This is a genomic window from Neobacillus ginsengisoli, assembly GCF_030813055.1.
Genome location: NZ_JAUSTW010000001.1, coordinates 733,783 through 752,781, shown reverse-complemented (window position 1 = coordinate 752,781; position 18,999 = coordinate 733,783). Strand labels below are relative to the sequence as shown.

Below are 18,999 nucleotides of genomic sequence, written 5' to 3'. Positions count from 1 at the left end.
TAAGAAATTCTATATTCAATTAAATACCGGAGTTTGTTTTTTTTCCGTTGTCATTGAATTTACCGTGTGAGCTTTTTCTTTTTGACTTTCCTCTGCAATTTGATAGGATTCAATCGTGGTTACCGGATTCATCATGGCCGAGAAACCCATTGCCAATAACTCTCCTTTTCCTAAATCCGTTTTTATACTTTTCATGGCTTCATTAATGATTGACGGAGCTAAGGTAACTAGTTTTTCAGCTGATTGATTTGTTTTAATTTCATTTTTCAATGCTGTTATTACATTATTAATTTCCTCAGGTTTTCCACTATTAATGATTGAAACTAATTCATTTCCATGTATTTTTCCTGAAGCATTTCCACTGCCATTTTTACTGGTATTTTGTGTCAAAGTGAGACCTTTTGGTGCAAGGAGATCAATGATACGCGCCAGTCCGGCTGTATCAAGATTGAAGTAATGGTCGATTGAAACCTGATAATCTTTTTCTACCGTTTTTTTAACGGTATCAAATTGTTCCTTATTTTCAATCATTGTATTTTCGGGTAACAAAATAGAACCGACCATCAGCTTATTGTTTTTGGTATCATACCTCAAAACCAGCGCAGTTCCATTTAGGGAGGACTTTTTGTCCGCGCTTTTTTCAGTAATCAAATAATTCTTTACTTGTTTATTATCGCGTTGAGGGAACAAATTTGTTGTGTCTTTCATTTTTTGAATGATTGTTTCACCGGCAGTGTTTTTTCCGTCGGTACTGATTACAGAGTGAAAAAATGATTTTAAAGGTCCAAAACCAAAAAAAGATAATAAAATCACTGCTATGCATAATTTCCTCATTTGAACACCACCAAATCCTGTTTGTCTCCTTTCCATTGTTGGACAGTATGATGACAAATATACAGGAAGAATTACAAAAAATTAAGGCTGCCCTATGGCAGCCTCAATTTAGTAGTTTTATTTCATTCTTCCTTTTAACACTTCAATTGCTTTTTGCAGCTGTGTATCATTTGTTTTTATCTTTTCTCGTAAAAGATCCATTAATTTTAAAGTTGAATTACCTTTTAAAACTCCATCAGCAGGAAGCTTTTGTGCCGTTTGGAAAGCAACTACCGCAGCCTTTGTTTTATCATCAAAAAATCCGTCTTCACGACCAGGATCAAAACCAACCGCTTTAAGCATTTTCTGAGCTGTTTGAACATCCGTTGAAACATTAGAAAGCGACAATGCCTTATCAGGATTAATAATCGACAAGGACGCATAATCAGGAAGAGCGACGGCATAATCAGGTTGAATTCCTTTTTTATGAATCCAATTTCCATTTGGTGTTAACCATTTTGCAATCGTTAACTTAAGATTTGATCCATCAGAGAAATCTTGAACGGTCTGTACAGTTCCTTTCCCAAAGGACTTCTCACCGATCAGGGGTACACCAGCTGATTCTTTCACAGCAGCTGAAAGAATTTCCGAAGCACTGGCACTTCCTTTATCTATTAACACGACTAAAGGAAGACTCGGGTTCCCTTTATTTTCTGATGGAATCTCCGTAATCTTTCCATTACGGTCTTCTTCTTTAACAATTACTTTGCCTTTAGGTACAAACATACTGGAAATGGTAACGGCTTGATCTAATAACCCGCCTGGATTTTGGCGAAGGTCTAAAACCAACCCCTTCATTCCCTGTTTTTGTAAATCATTTAAAGTCTTAACAAGTTCTTTTGATGTGTTGGTTGAAAAACTGGTAATTTGCACTTTTGCAATTCCATCACCAACCATTTCACCGTAAACTGTTTCAATCGGAATCTCATCGCGGATAATCGGCATGTTTACAGGGGCCGCCGTACCAGGCCGCTGAATCGTTAAATCAACCGTTGTCCCTTTTTTCCCTCTAATTAATGTGACCGCTTGTGTAGAGTCCATGCCTTGAAGGTTTTTTCCATTTACAGCAACAATGATATCATTTGGTTTTAGCCCTGCTTTTTCCGCAGGTGAACCTTTGATAGGGGAAACAATGACAATATGGCCATCCTTCTCTTGAATTTCCGCTCCAATCCCTTCAAAGGAGGAAGATATGCTGCTATTAAAGCTTTTTGCTTCTGCATTACTCATATATACAGAATATGGATCATCTAGAGATTTTACCATCCCATCTATAGCTCCATTAATGAGTTTGCTTTGATTTACACCCTTGTAATATCCACTTTTCAATGTATCGAAGGCAGTATAGAGTTTGTTAAATTCTGTCCGGTCCGTACCGACTGTTACTACTTTTTCTTTTCCAAATGCAAGGGCAAATGTTGTAATACCCGCGGATAGAAAAACAACGAAAAATAACAGCATAATAAAGTGAAATCTCTTTAATCGAATATAGCCTGATTTGTTTTCTGTTTGTTGCTCTTGTTCAATTTTCTCTTCATCCAAAGTCTTCACCACTTTCATTAACCATATATTAAGAAAATTCAGCAAAGCTAAAACTTCCTTGCTGGACATTTTTCAAAGTTCAGAAGCGATTTATTCTGATACTTTCAAAGTAATAAACCCTTAGTGATTAGAATAACATCTTTTTAATAAAATTAACAAAGAAAAGTTAATGAATTTGTCGAAAAAAATAAACGGCATTTACCCTGAGGTAGTGCCGTCAATTATTTTATACCTTAACCCGCTTCAAACGAAGTGAGTTAGTGACCACGGAAACTGAACTGAATGCCATTGCAGCTCCTGCCACCCATGGGGCTAACAAGCCTAGGGCGGCAATCGGAATACCTGCAGAATTGTAAATGAGTGCCCAGAAAAGATTTTGTCGAATGTTGTTCATAGTTTTTTTACTTAAGCTTATTGCCTTAGGAATCAAAATAAGCTCACCGCCGAGAACGGTAATATCCGCAGCCTCAATCGCCACATCTGTACCGGTTCCTATTGCGATCCCTATATCGGCAAGAGCAAGTGCAGGTGCATCGTTAATTCCATCGCCAACCATCGCCACTTTTTTCCCTTTAAGCTGCAGCGCTTTCACATGATTAGCCTTTTCATCGGGAAGAACCTCGGCAATAATGTTGGTAATACCCACTTGGTTTGCTATTGCTTTCGCCGTACGTGCATTATCCCCAGTAAGCATAAAGACTTCGATTCCTAATTGAGTTAATTCTTCCACTGCGGCTTTTGCTGTCTCTTTAACCGTATCGGCAACAGCTACGATACCCATAATTGTTCCATTAATCGCAACATACATAGCCGTTTTTCCTTCAGTTTCAAATTGAAGCATATCTTCTAAATGATCGGAATAAGCGATTTGTTTTAGATCCATTAGCTTGGGAGTACCAACAAATATTTCTTCATCACCAATTTTTGCTTCAATTCCATATCCAGGTATCGCCGAAAAGCGTTTAACCGGCAGAGTGCTTGTTCTTCTTTCTTTCCCAAATTGCACAATGGCATCCGCCAGGGGATGTTCAGAGGATTTTTCAGCTGAGACAAGGTATTGAAGCACCTTTTTCTCATCCTCATAGGCAATAAAGTTGGTAACAGTTGGCTGCCCCTTCGTTATCGTTCCCGTCTTGTCGAGCAGAATCGTGTCGATTTTATGAGCTGTTTCTAAATGCTCTCCACCCTTAAATAGGATACCCATTTCTGCCCCCTTACCGGTACCAACCATAATCGAAGTTGGAGTGGCAAGCCCTAAGGCACACGGACAAGCAATAACAAGAACAGAAATGGCTGTTTCTAATGCTGAAGGAAAATCTCCGGGATTAACAAAAAAATACCAAATTATAAAGGTAATGAAGGAAATGGCAACGACAACGGGAACGAAATAACCTGAAATGGTATCCGCAATGCGCTGGATAGGCGCTTTACTGCCCTGGGCTTCTTCCACAATTTTTATAATTCCGGCAAGCGCGGTATCTTTCCCCACCTTGGTTGCTTTCATAGTTATTGTTCCGTTTTTGTTTATGGTTGAACCAATAACAGAATCCCCAATGGATTTCTCAACAGGAATCGATTCTCCTGTAATCATAGATTCATCAATTGAAGATCGACCAGAAAGAATTTCTCCATCCACCGGTATTTTCTCTCCGGGCTTAACCACTAACTGATCCGATACTTTCACTTCTTCTACCGATATTTGAATTTCTTTTCCATCTCTAATTACAGTAGCCTCTTTTGCCTGAAGGCTAAGCAATTGGGAAATTGCAATAGTGGTTCTTCCTTTTGCCATAGTTTCAAATAATTTTCCTAAAAGGATTAATGTTATCAGTACAGCACTTGTTTCAAAATATAAATGGGGCATATAGGCTTCATTCTTAATCGTTTTTATCCCTTCCGAAAGGCTGTAAAAATAGGCAGCAGAAGTACCTAATGCAACAAGGACATCCATATTTGCACTATAGTTCCTCATGGCCTTAAAAGCACTAATATAAAATTGTCCACCAATAAAAAATTGCACCAATGATGCAAGCAGTAATTGAAACCATGGATTCATCAGAATACGGGGCATCGGCAACCCAAAATTCCATGGCAAATGTGCTAGCATTGTATATAAAAGGGGAAGAGAAAAAATTACCGAAAGGAAAAACTTTCTTTTCTTGCTTTTAAGCTCTTCTTCTTTATAATGTGCCTTTGAATTCCTTTGAATCTTTTCCTTTGCATCATATCCAAGCTTTTGGACGCGTTCAATCAATTGACTGGTCGAAACTTCTTTATTGTTATACTTAACGGCCGCCGTTTCTGTCGCCAAATTAACGGTTGCTTCTGCTACTCCGTTCATCCGATTCAAGGATTTTTCAATTCTTGTTGAGCACGCAGCACAAGTCATACCAAAGACATCGAATTCCGCTTTTTCGAAACGGACTCCATAGCCGAGAATCTCAATTTTATTTATAATTTCCTTACTGGATACTGAATTTGTTTCATATAAAATGGACGCACTTTCCATAGCCAAATTAACATTTGCCACTACTCCATCCATTTTGTTCAATCCTTTTTCAATTCGAGTTGAGCAAGCGGCACAGGTCATACCCGTAATATCTAATTTAAGCTGCTCCTTCATATAAACCACCTCTTATAAATACAATACCCCCGCACCCTATATTCAATCAATTGATTTTACTTTAATAAATTTAAACTTTAACTTTTAATTTTACGCTTAATTCGACGGTTTTCGATGATATTTGTCACACCTTTTTACATTTAGCTTTTGTATCAGCATTTATTATTTTTTTATGCATATCCCATCTGAGAATAAATGGTCCATATAAACGGTTAGGTTATTAAATTCTCCATCAAGTACGCTTGCTCCTTTATCCCATAAAAAAAAAAGAGGTTTTTGCCCCTCTTTTTCATTTAAATCTTTTTCACTTCATTAAAGTATTCTTCCAGTGTCCAATCATGTTGATAGATGACCTTGGCAGCTTTCACCCCGACATAACGGAAATGCCATGGTTCATATTCATAATTGGTTATTCCTTCTTTCCCTTTTGGATACCTTAAAATAAAACCAAAACGATGAGCATTTTCTTCTAACCATTTACCTTCACGCGTTCCGGCAAAACCCTCTGTTAAATTTAAATTGGTCGACTTACTTGCTATATCCATTGCTAAACCGGACTGATGCTCACTAGATCCGGGGATGGCTACAGCTTGTACAGCTTTTTCTTTTCCGACTTGATTGATCTCGGCATCAAATAAGGTCTTTTGGCGGCTATACGAACGGTACCCGGAAACGGCATAAAGCTCAATCCCTGATTTTTTTGCATCGTTAAACATTTGGGCTAATGCATCTGCAGCCTCTTTCCTCATATAACTCTTTTCTTGTTTCAAATCACCAAATGAAAAAGGAACATCCGGGTGAACAAGATCATCGGGGATGTAATTTGCGGGAAGTAAGTATTTTTTATTTATTAACGCCAAGATATTTGTAGGGTTTTGAATAACATTTTTTCCATCGACCTGTTTAATCTCATTAAAAAATATCGCTTGTAAATTAAGAGAATTTTTTCCGGTCAATGATCTTTGGTTTGCTTTGTTCGTTTTCACTGCTTTTTGTTCTTGACTATCCTTGCTTAACAAAGGAACCTTTTTAAAAAAAGAATCCATCTGACTGCACCCTGCAATTAGAAAAACAGACGCAAAAATTACCAATAAATTTTTCAATTTCATTTAACTCACCTATCTATTCATTCGTATATCACTTATGCACTATATCGATTTTTACATAAAAGGTCAAGTTACTAAAGACACACGAAAAAGAGGCTACCTCCATATGGGGAGTGAGCCTCAAAAAGGTTTTATTCCTTGATCGCTGCTTCTAAAGCAACTTCAATCATATCATTAAAAGTTAATTGTCTTTCCTCAGCAGTAGTTTCTTCACCTGTTATGATATGGTCACTTACGGTTAGCACCGAAAGGGCTCTCCGTCCAAATTTGGCTGCTAATGTATATAGGGCAGTAGTCTCCATTTCTATCGCCAAGATTTGATATCTAGCCCATTTTTCCAGTTCGGCATTATCGTTATAAAACGAATCGGCAGTAAATACATTACCAACTTTTAAATTAAGACCTTTCTCAATGCCTGAATCATATGCCTTTTTCAGTAAATCAAAGTTTGCTGTAGGGGCATAGTCCACTCCGCCAAAGGTAAGGCGATTCATATTAGAATCAGTTGAACTCGCCATTGCCAAAATTACGTCGCGAACTTTTACGTCTTTTTGAATGGCACCGCAAGTACCGACACGAATTAGATTTTGGACATTATAGCTATTCATTAATTCATTTATGTATATTGAAATAGATGGAACACCCATTCCTGTTCCTTGAACAGAAATTCTTTTTCCTTTATATGTACCGGTAAAGCCAAACATATTACGAACTTCGTTATAGCATTTTGGATTTTCTAAGAAGGTTTCAGCAATATATTTCGCACGAAGCGGGTCTCCGGGAAGTAATACCGTTTCAGCAATTTCATTTTCTTTCGCAGCAATATGTACACTCATGTAAAATCCTCCAATCATCGGTAAGCAAAGATATAAACTCTACCATTGACACTATATCACAATCAATTACCATTGAAAAACCTTTCATGTGACCGCTTATGTTTTTTTTGTTTTGTGGGAAACTATTTTTAGGTTAACCAAAGGGGGGAAAAATAAATGGGAAAGAAGCATCGAAGTCGAATTAATTCTCCGAAGAAAAATAATCATATCCCTGCCGAGGCAATTGTGGCAGAACACGAAGCACATGCAAAGGAACACAATGCGACCGGAGGTCGAAAAAGCTAAGAAAAACCTAAGGGGCTCCTTAGGTTTTTTACTGTAGAGAACTAACAAAGAAGAATTCGATTAATAGGATACCAACCTCCTGGCTTTAATTGATAGTAATGTTGACCGCCACGGCCTTCATCAATTAAAACAATATCTCCTGTCGACAGAAATCTTCCTTTATAATTTTCAGGTATCCGGTCAGTGACATTAAATCGGCTAAAGGTTTCCTTCAGGCAATTTTCTCGGCTATTCGCCGGGATGGATGTGCGATAAACAGTCTTATAACCTTTATATTGACGGTACTTTGGAGTTTGAAAGATCGTCACATCATATTGACTGCAAGCTTTTTTTGTTAACATTCTGATCATCATATCCCTCCAATAATTAATATAAAATTCTTATTTAAATAATTAGAGAAACACGTCGATAATTCCTCTGTAGAAAATGCTCTATTTTTGTCGAATTACAATATTTACTGAAAAGATATAAAATTTAGTTAATTTACAAAAAAAAGACAATCCTTCTTCCAATTAAAAAACGAGCACTCCATGCTCGTTTTTCAGTTTACTCTATTATAAAAGAAGAGTTTATTTTCCTCTCCTTACTATAAACGGATTTTATTCATCTTGGATTTCCTCATCGATAATACTTTTCTCGATGAGATATTCGAAGGTGATATCTGCGAGTTCTTCTAACTCCTCTTCTGAAGGAACGTATCCCCTTTTTACAAGCTCATGAAAGAAAAATTCGGCAATCTCTTCAGTATCAATAAATACTTCAATTTCTCTCATAGCATCGCCCCCTTTTTACAGAATGTATGATGAATCAGGCTTTTTCATGCTATTAACTTTGAAAAGTAGCTGTTTAGTATTCTAAATGAAAACCTATATAAATTAAAGCTCACCTTAACCAAAAAACATGTCTTTTTTGAAATGGACAAGCATAGGATGAATGAAAAGAACATTTCGAGGTGATTAAGTTGGCAAATTTAAAGTTGAAGCTTGAGGCATTTATTGAAGATGTGAATCAGGAGGATGGAATCACCCTCCGCTTATTTGAGAAGGTAACAGACTCATTATTTTTTCTAATAAAATGGGCAGGAATCCCATTTATCTTATATTTATTATTTGAAGTCACAAGGCTTTAGTTACACATGGCTTTTGCCATCATTATTTACAAGATTCTCTAATTTCCTGAGGACCACTCTCATAACTTGATAGTATTCTTGATCATGAAATAATTCATATAATATTCGGTAATCATTAAATATATCCAACAGGTTATCTATTAACTCTTTCTTTTCTTTTTTTCGTTCAATTTCTTCAACTTCGGCTTTTCTTACTATGTTTTGAGATTTTGGTGTTGTTACTGTTTTATCCTGCTTATTAATTAAGTATAGGAGGCCTAATTTTTGGATGAACGTGTCAGCACTTTCAGCATCTGCGACAAGCGTTAGCTCCTCTTCGCCCGCCTCAAGCCATTCTCCATCACTTACCCTCGATAGCTCATAAATGACATCTTCCCAGGCATCTTCTTTATAGCGCCAAATTTCAGTTCGAAAGCCAACGACTTTAAACAGATCCGAACCATAACCGCTTACTTGAACTAAATCCCCGAAAAAAAATTTATATTCTATATCAATTTGTTCCTGCTCCATTACCGTTCCCTCATATTCTGAAAGCAGCTGCAGCCCGGTTTCAACAAATAGACCATCACTTTTATTTACTTCGTACACATACTTTCCATCAAGCCACTTGATATCTGTTAATCTGCAATTTTTACTGGGTACCAAAAAAAGTAAACTCATGTCCTAATTGGTCATGAGTCAGCTTACTTTTTTATCATTCTTCTTATCACCCTTCTTGATTTTCTGAGCTAATTCGATCAGACCTTTTGCTGCTGTTTTTGATAAATTAAATTTGAGCCACTTATATGATTTGATCACATAAAAAATGAGCCACATGATTTCCAATTCTATTAACCTCTCTTATGATAGGAAGTGACCAAACTTACTACATAGGAGAGGACGAAAAGGATGATCGAAATGGCTCAATTTCATAATATCAAATTCTTAAAAGAGGTTGAAGGTTTATCTCAAAGGCAAATCATAGGTCTGGTTGAACACAATACAAATGAAAGTTTCTTTTATTATAAACGATTTTATTATCAGTGACTTGTAAAACAACATTCTTTAACTTCAAGGTTATTTCTTTCTCCAGTTACCCAAGTCCATTTTCCCATACCTTTAAATACGTTGAATACTATAAAAAATAACTGTATATAATGTTTCCACAAAGTTAGAAATCTGGTCATTTTTGTATCATTACATACGTTAAATACGGTAGAAAAACATACTGTAGATAATGGCCCGTTTGTTGAAAAAGAAAGTAAACCCCTTAATTGATAAAAGACTTTTGCTTTCGACAAGTAAAAGATTTTTCGACGAGTTCCTTCTATTTTCTTGAAGTTTTTTGACCAGAACCAACATTTTTGTTTCATCATGACTAGATACTAGCAAAAAGGTAAGGGATGTAGAGAATACTCTAACACCAAAATCTTTGCTTTTTTATTCTTACCTCGCCCATGCAGCAATGGTCGTTATATTCTCCGGTTTTGTCCTGCAGCAACCGCCAATCAATCGGGCACCGCATTCATACCAGTGATGGGTACTGTCGCCGTAGGTTTCTTCGGATGATGCCCCATGCCAAGTTTTGGTGACTGCATCGTACTGCTCGCCTAAATTTGGATATACGATGATGGGTTTGACTGTGTGACTGTGCACTTTTTTTATCAACGAAGAAATGTACTGGGGCCGAGTGCAGTTTATGCCGACGGCAGTCACTTGATCATGTTTATCCAGCCATTCTGCACACTCAACAACTGGGGTTCCATCACTAATATGCAGCCCGTCTTTTGCACTGAAGCTGATCCATGCATAGGTTCTGGGGAACTCTTCTAATAACCTGACGATTGCTCTGGCCTCCATCAAACATGGAATAGTTTCGCAGGCAAGGATATCGGCACCGGCATCAATCAGGGCTTTCATACGGGGCCTATGGAAATTCATAAGTTCATCTTCGGTCAACGTATAATCTCCTCGATATTCAGATCCGTCAGCAAGGAATGCGCCATATGGCCCTATTGAACCGGCTACTAAAGGCTTCGGCCGGTTTGACCGGTTCTCGGATTTTCCCCAGAATTCATCGCGTGCTTTTAAGGCTATCTGGACGGATGTCTGGATGAGAATTAGCGCTTCACCCTCACTTAAACCGCGTCGGGCAAATCCTTCGACAGTTGCCTGGTAACTGGCGGTGATAGCACAGTCAGCTCCCGCTGTAAAATAATCCGTATGTACCTGTTTGATAAGCTCCGGATTTTCCATAAGTATGGTTGCCGACCAAAGGCTGTCGTTCAAATCACAGCCATGACGCTCAAGCTCAGTTGCCATTGCACCGTCTAGTATAACTAGCGGGAATTTCTGTAATATGTTTTCAATAGGATTCATTGTAGTACCTCCGCTACAGTCAATTTTCTGATCCCGTAGAAATGATGAAAGGACGAGGACTTTCTATTTCTTATATCATCAGTGTTCATTGAGTTCATCAATTAAGACCAAAGTTGGAAAAATGTCTTGGCCGTTACTTAAGTTAAACAGATTTTAGGTAGAGTCGAAGCGATGAATTTGGTCAAAAAGGACAGATTCTCCTGCGGAGAAGTCTGTCCAAAGTCAGGTGAAATTCATTCAGCAATGGATTGGATTAATAGCTTAACAGTCTGACAACCGAAGATTTTGTACGTATTTTTATTTTATTTACAGTTTTTTACATCACCCCCGATAGTATCAGTAGTATATTCCAGTTTAATGGATCTCTTACACCAGACCCTCTCTACTTAATATTCTCTATATATTGATCAAGTTCATCATGAGAATCTAATTGATTCTTCTTTCCACGATTTTTAATATAGTAGAAAAAATAGCATAAAGCAATGAAGGGTACTCCGCTATACAGGGCAATTCGTTGGCTTTGATCGAAAGCAAGTCCTACACAAGAAGCGAAACATAAAACAAAAGCAGTGATGGGCACGAAGGGATAAAGTGGTGTTCGGAATTTCAAATTTTTAATATTCCCACCCTCTTCAATAAAACGCTTGCGGAACATATACTGCGATAACACAATTCCCATCCATACGATTACCACCGCAAATCCTGATATAGCCACAAGCACTAAATAAACCGTATCTGGTGCAACTACACTGGAGAATAATGACAAGCAGGCTACTGCCATACTAACAATTAAAGCATTAAGCGGTACTCCTCTTGAAGTTACCTTTCCTAAGAGAGGGCTTATTGTTTTTTCATTTGAAAGCGACCATACCATACGGGTAGATGCATAGAGACCGGAATTTGCTACGGATAGTAAAGCGGTAAGAATAACAAAGTTCATAATATCAGCAGCATAAGGAATCCCTATATTGTCAAAAACCATAACGAACGGACTTTCTATGACTCCGGCTTCCTTCCAAGATATTAATCCGGATAATACAAATATCGCGCCAATAAAGAAAAAGACAGTTCTCCAAATTACGTTTCTAATCGATCGCGGAATGTCTTTGTCGGGATTTTCACTTTCCCCGGCGGTAACACCAATAAGTTCTGTACCTGAAAAGGCAAAGTTCACGGAAATCATAGCCATTAAAACCGGAAGCAATCCATTGGGGAAAAGACCTCCTTCACCGGTAAAATGGGAAAACATCGGGGCAGTTTCATGGCCTTTCATAGGAATGAAGCCAAACATCGCTGCTCCCCCCAATACGATAAATAAAATAATCGTAATTACTTTAATACCGGCAAACCAAAATTCGGCTTCAGCAAAAAATTTCACTGAAAAGGCGTTTAGCAGAAAAAGGGCAATCGCAAAGATGGCACTCCATATCCAAACGGAAGTATCAGGGAACCACCTCTTCATCAATAGACCTGCTGCGGTAAATTCCGAACCTACCGTAACCACCCAAGTAAGCCAGTACATCACCCCAATGGTGAACCCGGTAGCAGGACCGACATACTTTGTAGCATACGTTTGAAATGAACCGGTTACCGGCATAGCTACAGTTAATTCACCAAGGCATAGCATAACAAGATACATAATCAGTGCGCCAACCAAATAAGCGAGAATCGTACCTCCCGGACCGGCTTGATTAATCGTATAGCCTGTGCTTAGAAAAAGGCCTGTTCCAATTACCCCTCCTAGCGAAATCATGAACAAATGTCTGCTTTGCATTGTACGCTTTAACTGATTTTGATCGGTATTATTTGTTTCCAGCATCCTGTCTCCTCCTTTTTTATATGTAATGCGGTACCATCATCTTTTCTATTTACTTTAGGGTAGATACACCTAGCTGCCTGCACTATTTAAAGTAACTCAAAGTTAAATACATAAAATTCATATTTATTTACAGGAAAGTCAGATATTTTTGCGGAAGGATTGACCAATAACGGTCAATTCCTATAAAGCGATTATGAAGAGTCGTTTTCATATTATCTCTTATTTGAAACTTTAAAACAAACAACTTTTGGTTCCGTCATTTCTTGAAGTGCAAACTTAATTCCTTCACGGCCTAAGCCCGAACCCTTCACACCCCCAAAAGGCATAGCATCTATACGATAATCAGAGCTATCATTTACCATAACCCCGCCTACATCCAGCTTGTGTATAGCTGCCAATGCCTTATCTAAATTTTGAGTGAAGATACCTGCCTGTAAGCCGAACTCCACATTGTTAGATTGGAAAATAGCCGTATCCAGATCGGGAACGCTGTAAATGGTCACAACCGGTCCGAAAACTTCTTCAGTTGCCAGCTTGCAATCTGCCGGTACATTTTCTAAAACAGTTGGGTAATAAAAAGAACCCTTACGTTTGCCGCCACACAGCAAATTCGCGCCTTTTTCAACAGCATCATTAACCCAACTCTCCACCCGCTTTGCTTCATCCTCTGAAATCATCGGCCCCATGTCGGTTTCCTCTGATCGTTTATTACCTACCCGATACTGTTGAGTACGGGTAAGGAACCTTCCGACAAAGTCCCGATAAATACCTTCTTGAACATATACTCTTTGCACTCCGAGGCAATTTTGACCTGCAGCCCAAAAGGCGCCGGATACTGTCGATTCAACCGCTTCTTCCACATCAGCGTCTTCCAGTACGATTACCGGTGAGTTCGAGCCCAACTCCATACTCATCTTTTTCAGGCCTGCCTTCTGCATAATCGCTTGGCCGGTGGCAAGTCCACCTGTAAAGGAGATCATTCGTATGGACGGATGGGTAATTAGACTCTCTCCCATATCACTTGGATACCCCGTAATAACGGATAATACTTTAGGCGGCAAACCTGCATTTTCAAAGGCTTCTGCCAATAAAAGAGCGCTTAATGGTGTTGCGGGTGCGGGTTTTACGATGATGGCATTTCCGGCAGCGATAGCAGGCCCCACTTTATGTGCAACAAGGTTTAATGGATCGTTAAAAGGCGTTATAGCCAAAATAATGCCAATAGGAAAACGATAATAATATCCCATGCGGCCTTCACTTCCCGGCATTTGGTCAAATAAAATTGTTTCTCCATTAATTCTCCTTGCCTCTTCAGCACTAATACGAAGGGTCTCAATACAACGCAATACTTCTTTTCTCGCCTCTTTAATTGTTTTACTTCCCTCACTAGCAATAGTGGTTGCAAATTTTTCCTTATGCTCATAAATCCAGTCGGCAGCACGATTCAGAATCGCAATTCTTTCGTGTGTTGACATGTCCGCGGCAATTTTTGCTCCCTTTTTTGCCTCCTCTATCGTAAAAAGTACATCCTCCTCATTAGCGGCAGGGACTGTTGCGATTAAACGATGATCCTGCGGATCGAAGACTTCAATGGTTTTGGCGCGGGATACCCACTTTCCGGCCAGAAACATCTTGTTTTCCTTTGTTAACGCTTCCATAAATGTCATTGAAATCACCTCATATAAGTAATTTTCCATTTTGTAATTTTACTAGGGAACAAGATTACAATTGACCACGGCTAATATTAATTAAATCAATAAGAATCGAGAATCCTGTTTCTTTGCGGCCGGCTCCGGCACCAATTAGCGTAATCGGACCGGCTAAATCACAATTATACATTATAGCATTTTGTGCTCCCAAAACTCCGGCTAAAGGATCTGTAAGCGGTATCGCTTCAGGGCCTACCTTTGCGATTACTTTCTCGCCATCTTTTATGCATTTAGCAATAAGTTTCCACCTTTTCCCTTCCTTTTTTGCCCATTGAATATCTTGCTGTGTAAGATGACTAATTCCTTCACATTCTACTTCTTCTCGTTTCATCGGAATATTCATGACAATATTAGCAAGAATAGTAGCTTTATATTGAGCATCATACCCCTCAACATCGCTTGTAGGATCTGCCTCTGCATAGCCAAGAGCTTGTGCCTCAGCCAATGCTGCCTCATAGCTCAAGCCTTCTTCCATTTTGGTTAAAATATAATTAGTCGTTCCATTTAATATCCCCCGCATTTCAGAAATAGTATTTCCTGCCAACGAAACGAGGGGCATTCGCAATGCAGGTGTCCCACTCATCACTGTTCCTTCAAAGCCCCATCTGACATCATTCTTTCCGGCTAACTCGGCTAGCTCCTGATAAGCCAAAGAAACCGGACCTTTATTGCTCATTACTACGTTCTTTTTGCTTTCAAATGCTGCCTTACAATGATCGATGGCAGGTTGTCCTGTTTTTACATCTGTGAAAGTAATTTCTACTATGGTGTCCGCATTACTCTCACGTATTGTCTGAAAGCTATCCCATCCTCTTACCAAACCGGGGGTTTCAGGGTAACTATCCAGTTTTCCTGTTTCCTTTACAGCTTGTAATGCTTTAGAAATATCCAAGCCTTCCGGATGATACAGAGAACCCTTAAGGCTGTCGGAAATGGCAACAATTTTTGCATCAAAGCCAAATCCACTGCGTAACGATTCACCTTTTTCTTCTATAATTTCTGCCAACCCTTGACCAACTACACCAAATCCAAGCAATGCAATTTTATGTGTCATTACTTAATCCCTCTTCCATTCGACTATTTTTTATTTTCAGCGGGTAACCGGAAGCTGCGACTCCAAATAGGCAAAGGCTTGTTCTAAATCGGAAATAAGATCTTCCGTATCTTCAATTCCTACTGAGATACGGACCAAACCCTCCGGAATTCCAAGAGCTTTACGTTCTTCGAGCGTACATTCGACATGACTGGTCGTTCTTGCAGGTCCGTATATCGTTTCAACAGCCCCAAGGTTCCCGGCTCTGTTTGCATATTGCAGTTTTGGCAATAAAATTTTTATCGCCTCCATTTCATCTTTCAATACAAAACTTAATATTCCGCCGAAACCCTTCATCTGTTTCTTTGCAATTTGGTGATGTGGGTGTGTTTCTAATCCAGGGTAATAAACTGCTTCCACAAGCTTTTGCTTTTGCAGATACTTTGCAATCGCCATTGCACTCTTTTCTTGCTGTCGAACACGAAGTTTTAACGTTTTCATCCCTCTTAAAATCAGATAAGCTGACCACGGATCCATGGTTGCTCCATTAATTTCCCGATAGTGATAAACTCTTTTCATCAGTTCTTTGGAGCCGCACACCACACCCCCTAACGCATCGGCATGTCCGCTTAAAAATTTAGTGGCACTATGGATGACAATATCAACTCCTAATTGAATTGGATTTTGATTAATAGGAGTAGCAAAAGTATTGTCTATTATCACCATTGCCCCCACCGATTTTCCAGCTCTCACCATTCTCTCAATATCCGTAATTTTCATGGTAGGGTTGGTTGGAGACTCCAAATATAAAACCTTACATCCTTCGGCCACTTCAGCTTCAATTTCTTCATGATTTCCAGTGTTGCATAACGTTACATTTACATCGATATTCGGTAAGAATTCAGTAAAGATTTTATTAGTTCCCCCATAGGTGTCTTTTACGGATATTACCCGGTCTCCAGGCCTTAAAAATGTATATAAGGTGCTGCTAATAGCGGCCATTCCTGATGAGAAACCAATCGCTTCCTCCGCTCCCTCAAGAATTCGTACTTTTTCTTCAAAAGCTTGCACAGTTGGATTTGTCATTCGATTGTAAATATGTCCAGGTTTATTTCCGATAGCAACCTCTTGCCACTCATCCACGTCATCGTAATTGTAGGCTACACTAAGCACCACAGGAACTTGGGTTGCATTGTAAGCAAGAGATTCTTTTTCTCCTGCCCATACAGCTTTTGTACCGTCTTGTATATCTTTAAAGTTTCTTTCACTCATGTTTCTACCACCTCTCATTTTTATAATTTTGAAAATGTCCTTTTGTATCCCAACTAAATTTCATTAGCAAAAATCCCCCTTTACGCTAAATTGTTTGCACTTCTCATTTTTAATTAGTGCGTTCTTTGGACACCTTCTTACTAAGACACTTTAAATTATACAATATATTGTATAATGTATAATACGCTGAATTATCTGAAAAATATCCGTAGGAAGATTATATAATGGACCTTTTCCATTTTCAATGTTAAATTTTAAAAAAATATTTTAAAATTTAACTGTCTAGTTTTAATAATTAAGATATATTTGTATTGGCTGGTCTTAAAAAACCACCGCTCCGCTTCTTCCCTATTCTTTTTATTTTCCTAAAATAGGAATCTAATATGCATCGATTCATAACATATTAGACTTGGAGACAATAGATTTAAAAGGATAGTGAGTTACTTTGGGACGATATTGAAGAGATATTGATGAATTTGGGTGCTCATGCTAATATAAAAAGCGAGAATTTCCACTTTTTTTAACTCAGGGGGGAATAACTATCAAAAAGAGGTACCGATCACTAAAAGATCATGTATATGATTATATATCCACAGGAATTCAGAATGGAACATTGCTTCCCAATCAAAAGATAAATGAAATAGCACTAAGCGAGAAATTAGAAGTAAGCAGAACCCCTGTAAGGGAAGCCTTAATCCAACTAGCTTCTGAAAATTTACTAGAGTTCTTTCCTCGAAGAGGATTTATCGTTAAAGAAATTGATACCAAGAAAAAGCTCGATGTTTTTAGTGTTGTTGGTGTACTAGATGCCTTTGCAGCCACTTTAGCTCTGGAGAATTTGACCGAAGATGACATAGAACTAATGGAAGAGTTGGTTAGGAAAATCGACCTTTCCATTTCTCAGAAAAATTATACAGATTATCAAAAATACCAAAACCAATTCCATAAAGTATACATTGATAAATGTTACAACTCTACATTAATTGAGCTTCTTGATTCTTTACAGAATAGTTTTGTCAGGCAGATTTATTTAAGTAAAGACGAAGAAAAACTCTTTACAGCATTAGAACAAATGAATGAACAGCATAAACAAATTATTGATTACTTTAACACTAAAGACAAAGAAAGCTTGGAGCACCTGATTAAGAATGAACATTGGAAAATAACTCATATCGATATGATATAGAATATATGGGGCCGGTTAAAATGATTTACTAGAAAAATAATTTGAGTCAAATGATTTTCCTAGGTAAATTTCGATTCCCCGTAAAGACATGATACGGCGCTCTTGTCAGCGCCCCCAGCCTTCATCCACAATTTAACAAAGTAATATTCATACCATTTCACTTTTTAATCAAGTTAGCCCACTCATTTTATTATTCCAATTTTATAAATTATGTTATTACCGATATCAATTATATGGCCCGATTATAGAACAAGAAAATCCTGCGTAACATATAGAACTTTTAATCAAACTTTATTATAAATTATCAATCTTTTTTATAAATTTTCGGACTTTATTTTAAATCAGCATCAGGTCCTCCATTTATTGACCTCCCCTTAATCATTCTGTATATGTAAAAAAATCCCTTCCATTGATTATTTGTTTCTTAATATTTGAACAAATAACCTTGAAGGCTATAAAGCAGGCTTAAGCCTGCGGGTGTTACTTAAGCAAATGTGCTACCTATTTCTAATTCGTTTGTTTTTTAATCAAACATAATACAACATAATGTCAACTATATTGTATTCCCTTGGTGTCGGTCGAACGGTGTGTCCACTGAGCAAGAAAAACAATACATCTAATCATTGGGCAGATTAGGCGGACAAGCCATATTATATCTGTTAATCTGCAATTTTTACTGGCTACTAAAAAAAGTAAACTCATGTCCTAATTGGTCATGAGTCAGCTTACTTTTTTATCATTCTTCTTATCACCCTTCTTGATTTTCTGAGCTAATTCGATCAGACCTTTTGCTGCCTTTTCTGCATTAAAAGTTCCAGTTTCTTTGTATTCAAAATTCATGGTGGCAACACCTCAAGATATTGTATTCAGACTGATTTGATTTCTTATCTTGTCTGTGTTGTCCTTGTATCTATAAAATTTCATTTGTAAAGCAAGGATGATAATATTATGCGAAAATGGGCTAATTGGAAATGAAAACTGCTGAAGAATTAATTAAAATGATAAAGGAATTGGAGAATGGAGAGCGTTGGAAACTCCTTGGAATGATGTATGATGATTATTATTCAAAGGAAGAGACTAAAATGGACTCATATGATATTGAATATTAGACTAAAATAAAAAAGGCTCTAGATAGGCCTTCTAGGGCTCAGGACAATTACGAGTTCTTTCTATTGTTAACAGTAGTTATGTTACGGGAAAATTTTTTCAAATTTGACTATTACCATCA

Annotated in this window: 17 protein-coding genes; 4 read left to right on the top strand and 13 right to left on the bottom strand. The window is 37.9% G+C overall.

Annotated elements, in window-relative coordinates; genetic code table 11:
• Window positions 1-15: 15 nt before the first annotated feature.
• From J2S10_RS04025 to deoD, 5 genes are all read right to left on the bottom strand, one after another.
• Entirely contained in the window at window positions 16-834 is an 819-nt protein-coding gene (locus tag J2S10_RS04025; RefSeq protein ID WP_307404607.1) for an LCP family protein, read from the bottom strand.
• Window positions 835-951: 117 nt separating this feature from the next.
• Window positions 952-2,433, bottom strand: coding sequence for a lmo1851 family serine protease (locus tag J2S10_RS04020; RefSeq protein WP_307405150.1), 1,482 nt, complete (start codon window positions 2,431-2,433; stop codon window positions 952-954).
• Window positions 2,434-2,641: 208 nt separating this feature from the next.
• Window positions 2,642-5,038: a heavy metal translocating P-type ATPase gene (locus J2S10_RS04015; protein ID WP_307404605.1), complete on the bottom strand. Its 2,397-nt coding sequence runs from the start codon at window positions 5,036-5,038 to the stop codon at window positions 2,642-2,644.
• Window positions 5,039-5,331: 293 nt separating this feature from the next.
• The gene (locus J2S10_RS04010) at window positions 5,332-6,147 is read right to left on the bottom strand and encodes a M15 family metallopeptidase (RefSeq protein ID WP_370876142.1); all 816 of its coding nucleotides are present in this window, start codon (window positions 6,145-6,147) and stop codon (window positions 5,332-5,334) included.
• Between the two features lie 128 nt (window positions 6,148-6,275).
• Window positions 6,276-6,980, bottom strand: a complete 705-nt coding sequence (gene deoD, locus J2S10_RS04005; protein WP_307404603.1) for a purine-nucleoside phosphorylase — start codon at window positions 6,978-6,980, stop codon at window positions 6,276-6,278.
• A 156-nt stretch (window positions 6,981-7,136) separates the two neighbouring features.
• Here deoD and J2S10_RS04000 point away from each other — a divergent pair, with 156 nt between their 5' ends.
• Window positions 7,137-7,265, top strand: a complete 129-nt coding sequence (locus J2S10_RS04000; protein ID WP_307404601.1) for a hypothetical protein — start codon at window positions 7,137-7,139, stop codon at window positions 7,263-7,265.
• A 41-nt stretch (window positions 7,266-7,306) separates the two neighbouring features.
• Here J2S10_RS04000 and J2S10_RS03995 read toward each other — a convergent pair whose 3' ends face one another.
• On the bottom strand, window positions 7,307-7,618 hold the full coding sequence (locus J2S10_RS03995) for a YodL domain-containing protein (protein WP_307404599.1): 312 nt from the start codon (window positions 7,616-7,618) through the stop codon (window positions 7,307-7,309).
• A gap of 246 nt (window positions 7,619-7,864) precedes the next feature.
• A complete protein-coding gene (locus tag J2S10_RS03990) occupies window positions 7,865-8,038 on the bottom strand; it encodes a YozD family protein (RefSeq protein WP_307404597.1) in 174 nt (57 codons plus the stop codon).
• Between the two features lie 188 nt (window positions 8,039-8,226).
• Here J2S10_RS03990 and J2S10_RS03985 point away from each other — a divergent pair, with 188 nt between their 5' ends.
• On the top strand, window positions 8,227-8,394 hold the full coding sequence (locus J2S10_RS03985; protein ID WP_307404595.1) for a hypothetical protein: 168 nt from the start codon (window positions 8,227-8,229) through the stop codon (window positions 8,392-8,394).
• Here J2S10_RS03985 and J2S10_RS03980 read toward each other — a convergent pair whose 3' ends face one another.
• From J2S10_RS03980 to J2S10_RS03955, 6 genes are all read right to left on the bottom strand, one after another.
• A complete protein-coding gene (locus J2S10_RS03980; protein WP_307404594.1) occupies window positions 8,395-9,039 on the bottom strand; it encodes a hypothetical protein in 645 nt (214 codons plus the stop codon).
• Between the two features lie 780 nt (window positions 9,040-9,819).
• On the bottom strand, window positions 9,820-10,752 hold the full coding sequence (gene mmuM / locus J2S10_RS03975) for a homocysteine S-methyltransferase (protein WP_307404592.1): 933 nt from the start codon (window positions 10,750-10,752) through the stop codon (window positions 9,820-9,822).
• 382 nt (window positions 10,753-11,134) lie between these two features.
• Entirely contained in the window at window positions 11,135-12,571 is a 1,437-nt protein-coding gene (locus J2S10_RS03970; protein ID WP_307404590.1) for an amino acid permease, read from the bottom strand.
• Window positions 12,572-12,783: 212 nt separating this feature from the next.
• On the bottom strand, window positions 12,784-14,238 hold the full coding sequence (locus J2S10_RS03965) for an aldehyde dehydrogenase family protein (RefSeq protein ID WP_307404588.1): 1,455 nt from the start codon (window positions 14,236-14,238) through the stop codon (window positions 12,784-12,786).
• 55 nt (window positions 14,239-14,293) lie between these two features.
• Complete coding sequence (locus J2S10_RS03960) at window positions 14,294-15,334, bottom strand: homoserine dehydrogenase (RefSeq protein WP_307404584.1); 1,041 nt, start codon at window positions 15,332-15,334, stop codon at window positions 14,294-14,296.
• Between the two features lie 36 nt (window positions 15,335-15,370).
• Window positions 15,371-16,585 (bottom strand): cystathionine gamma-synthase family protein, encoded by a 1,215-nt coding sequence (locus J2S10_RS03955; protein WP_307404582.1) that lies wholly within the window; start codon window positions 16,583-16,585, stop codon window positions 15,371-15,373.
• A gap of 535 nt (window positions 16,586-17,120) precedes the next feature.
• Here J2S10_RS03955 and J2S10_RS03950 point away from each other — a divergent pair.
• A complete protein-coding gene (locus tag J2S10_RS03950; RefSeq protein ID WP_307405146.1) occupies window positions 17,121-17,771 on the top strand; it encodes a GntR family transcriptional regulator in 651 nt (216 codons plus the stop codon).
• A 971-nt stretch (window positions 17,772-18,742) separates the two neighbouring features.
• On the top strand, window positions 18,743-18,880 hold the full coding sequence (locus J2S10_RS03945) for a hypothetical protein (protein ID WP_307404580.1): 138 nt from the start codon (window positions 18,743-18,745) through the stop codon (window positions 18,878-18,880).
• Window positions 18,881-18,999 lie beyond the last annotated feature (119 nt).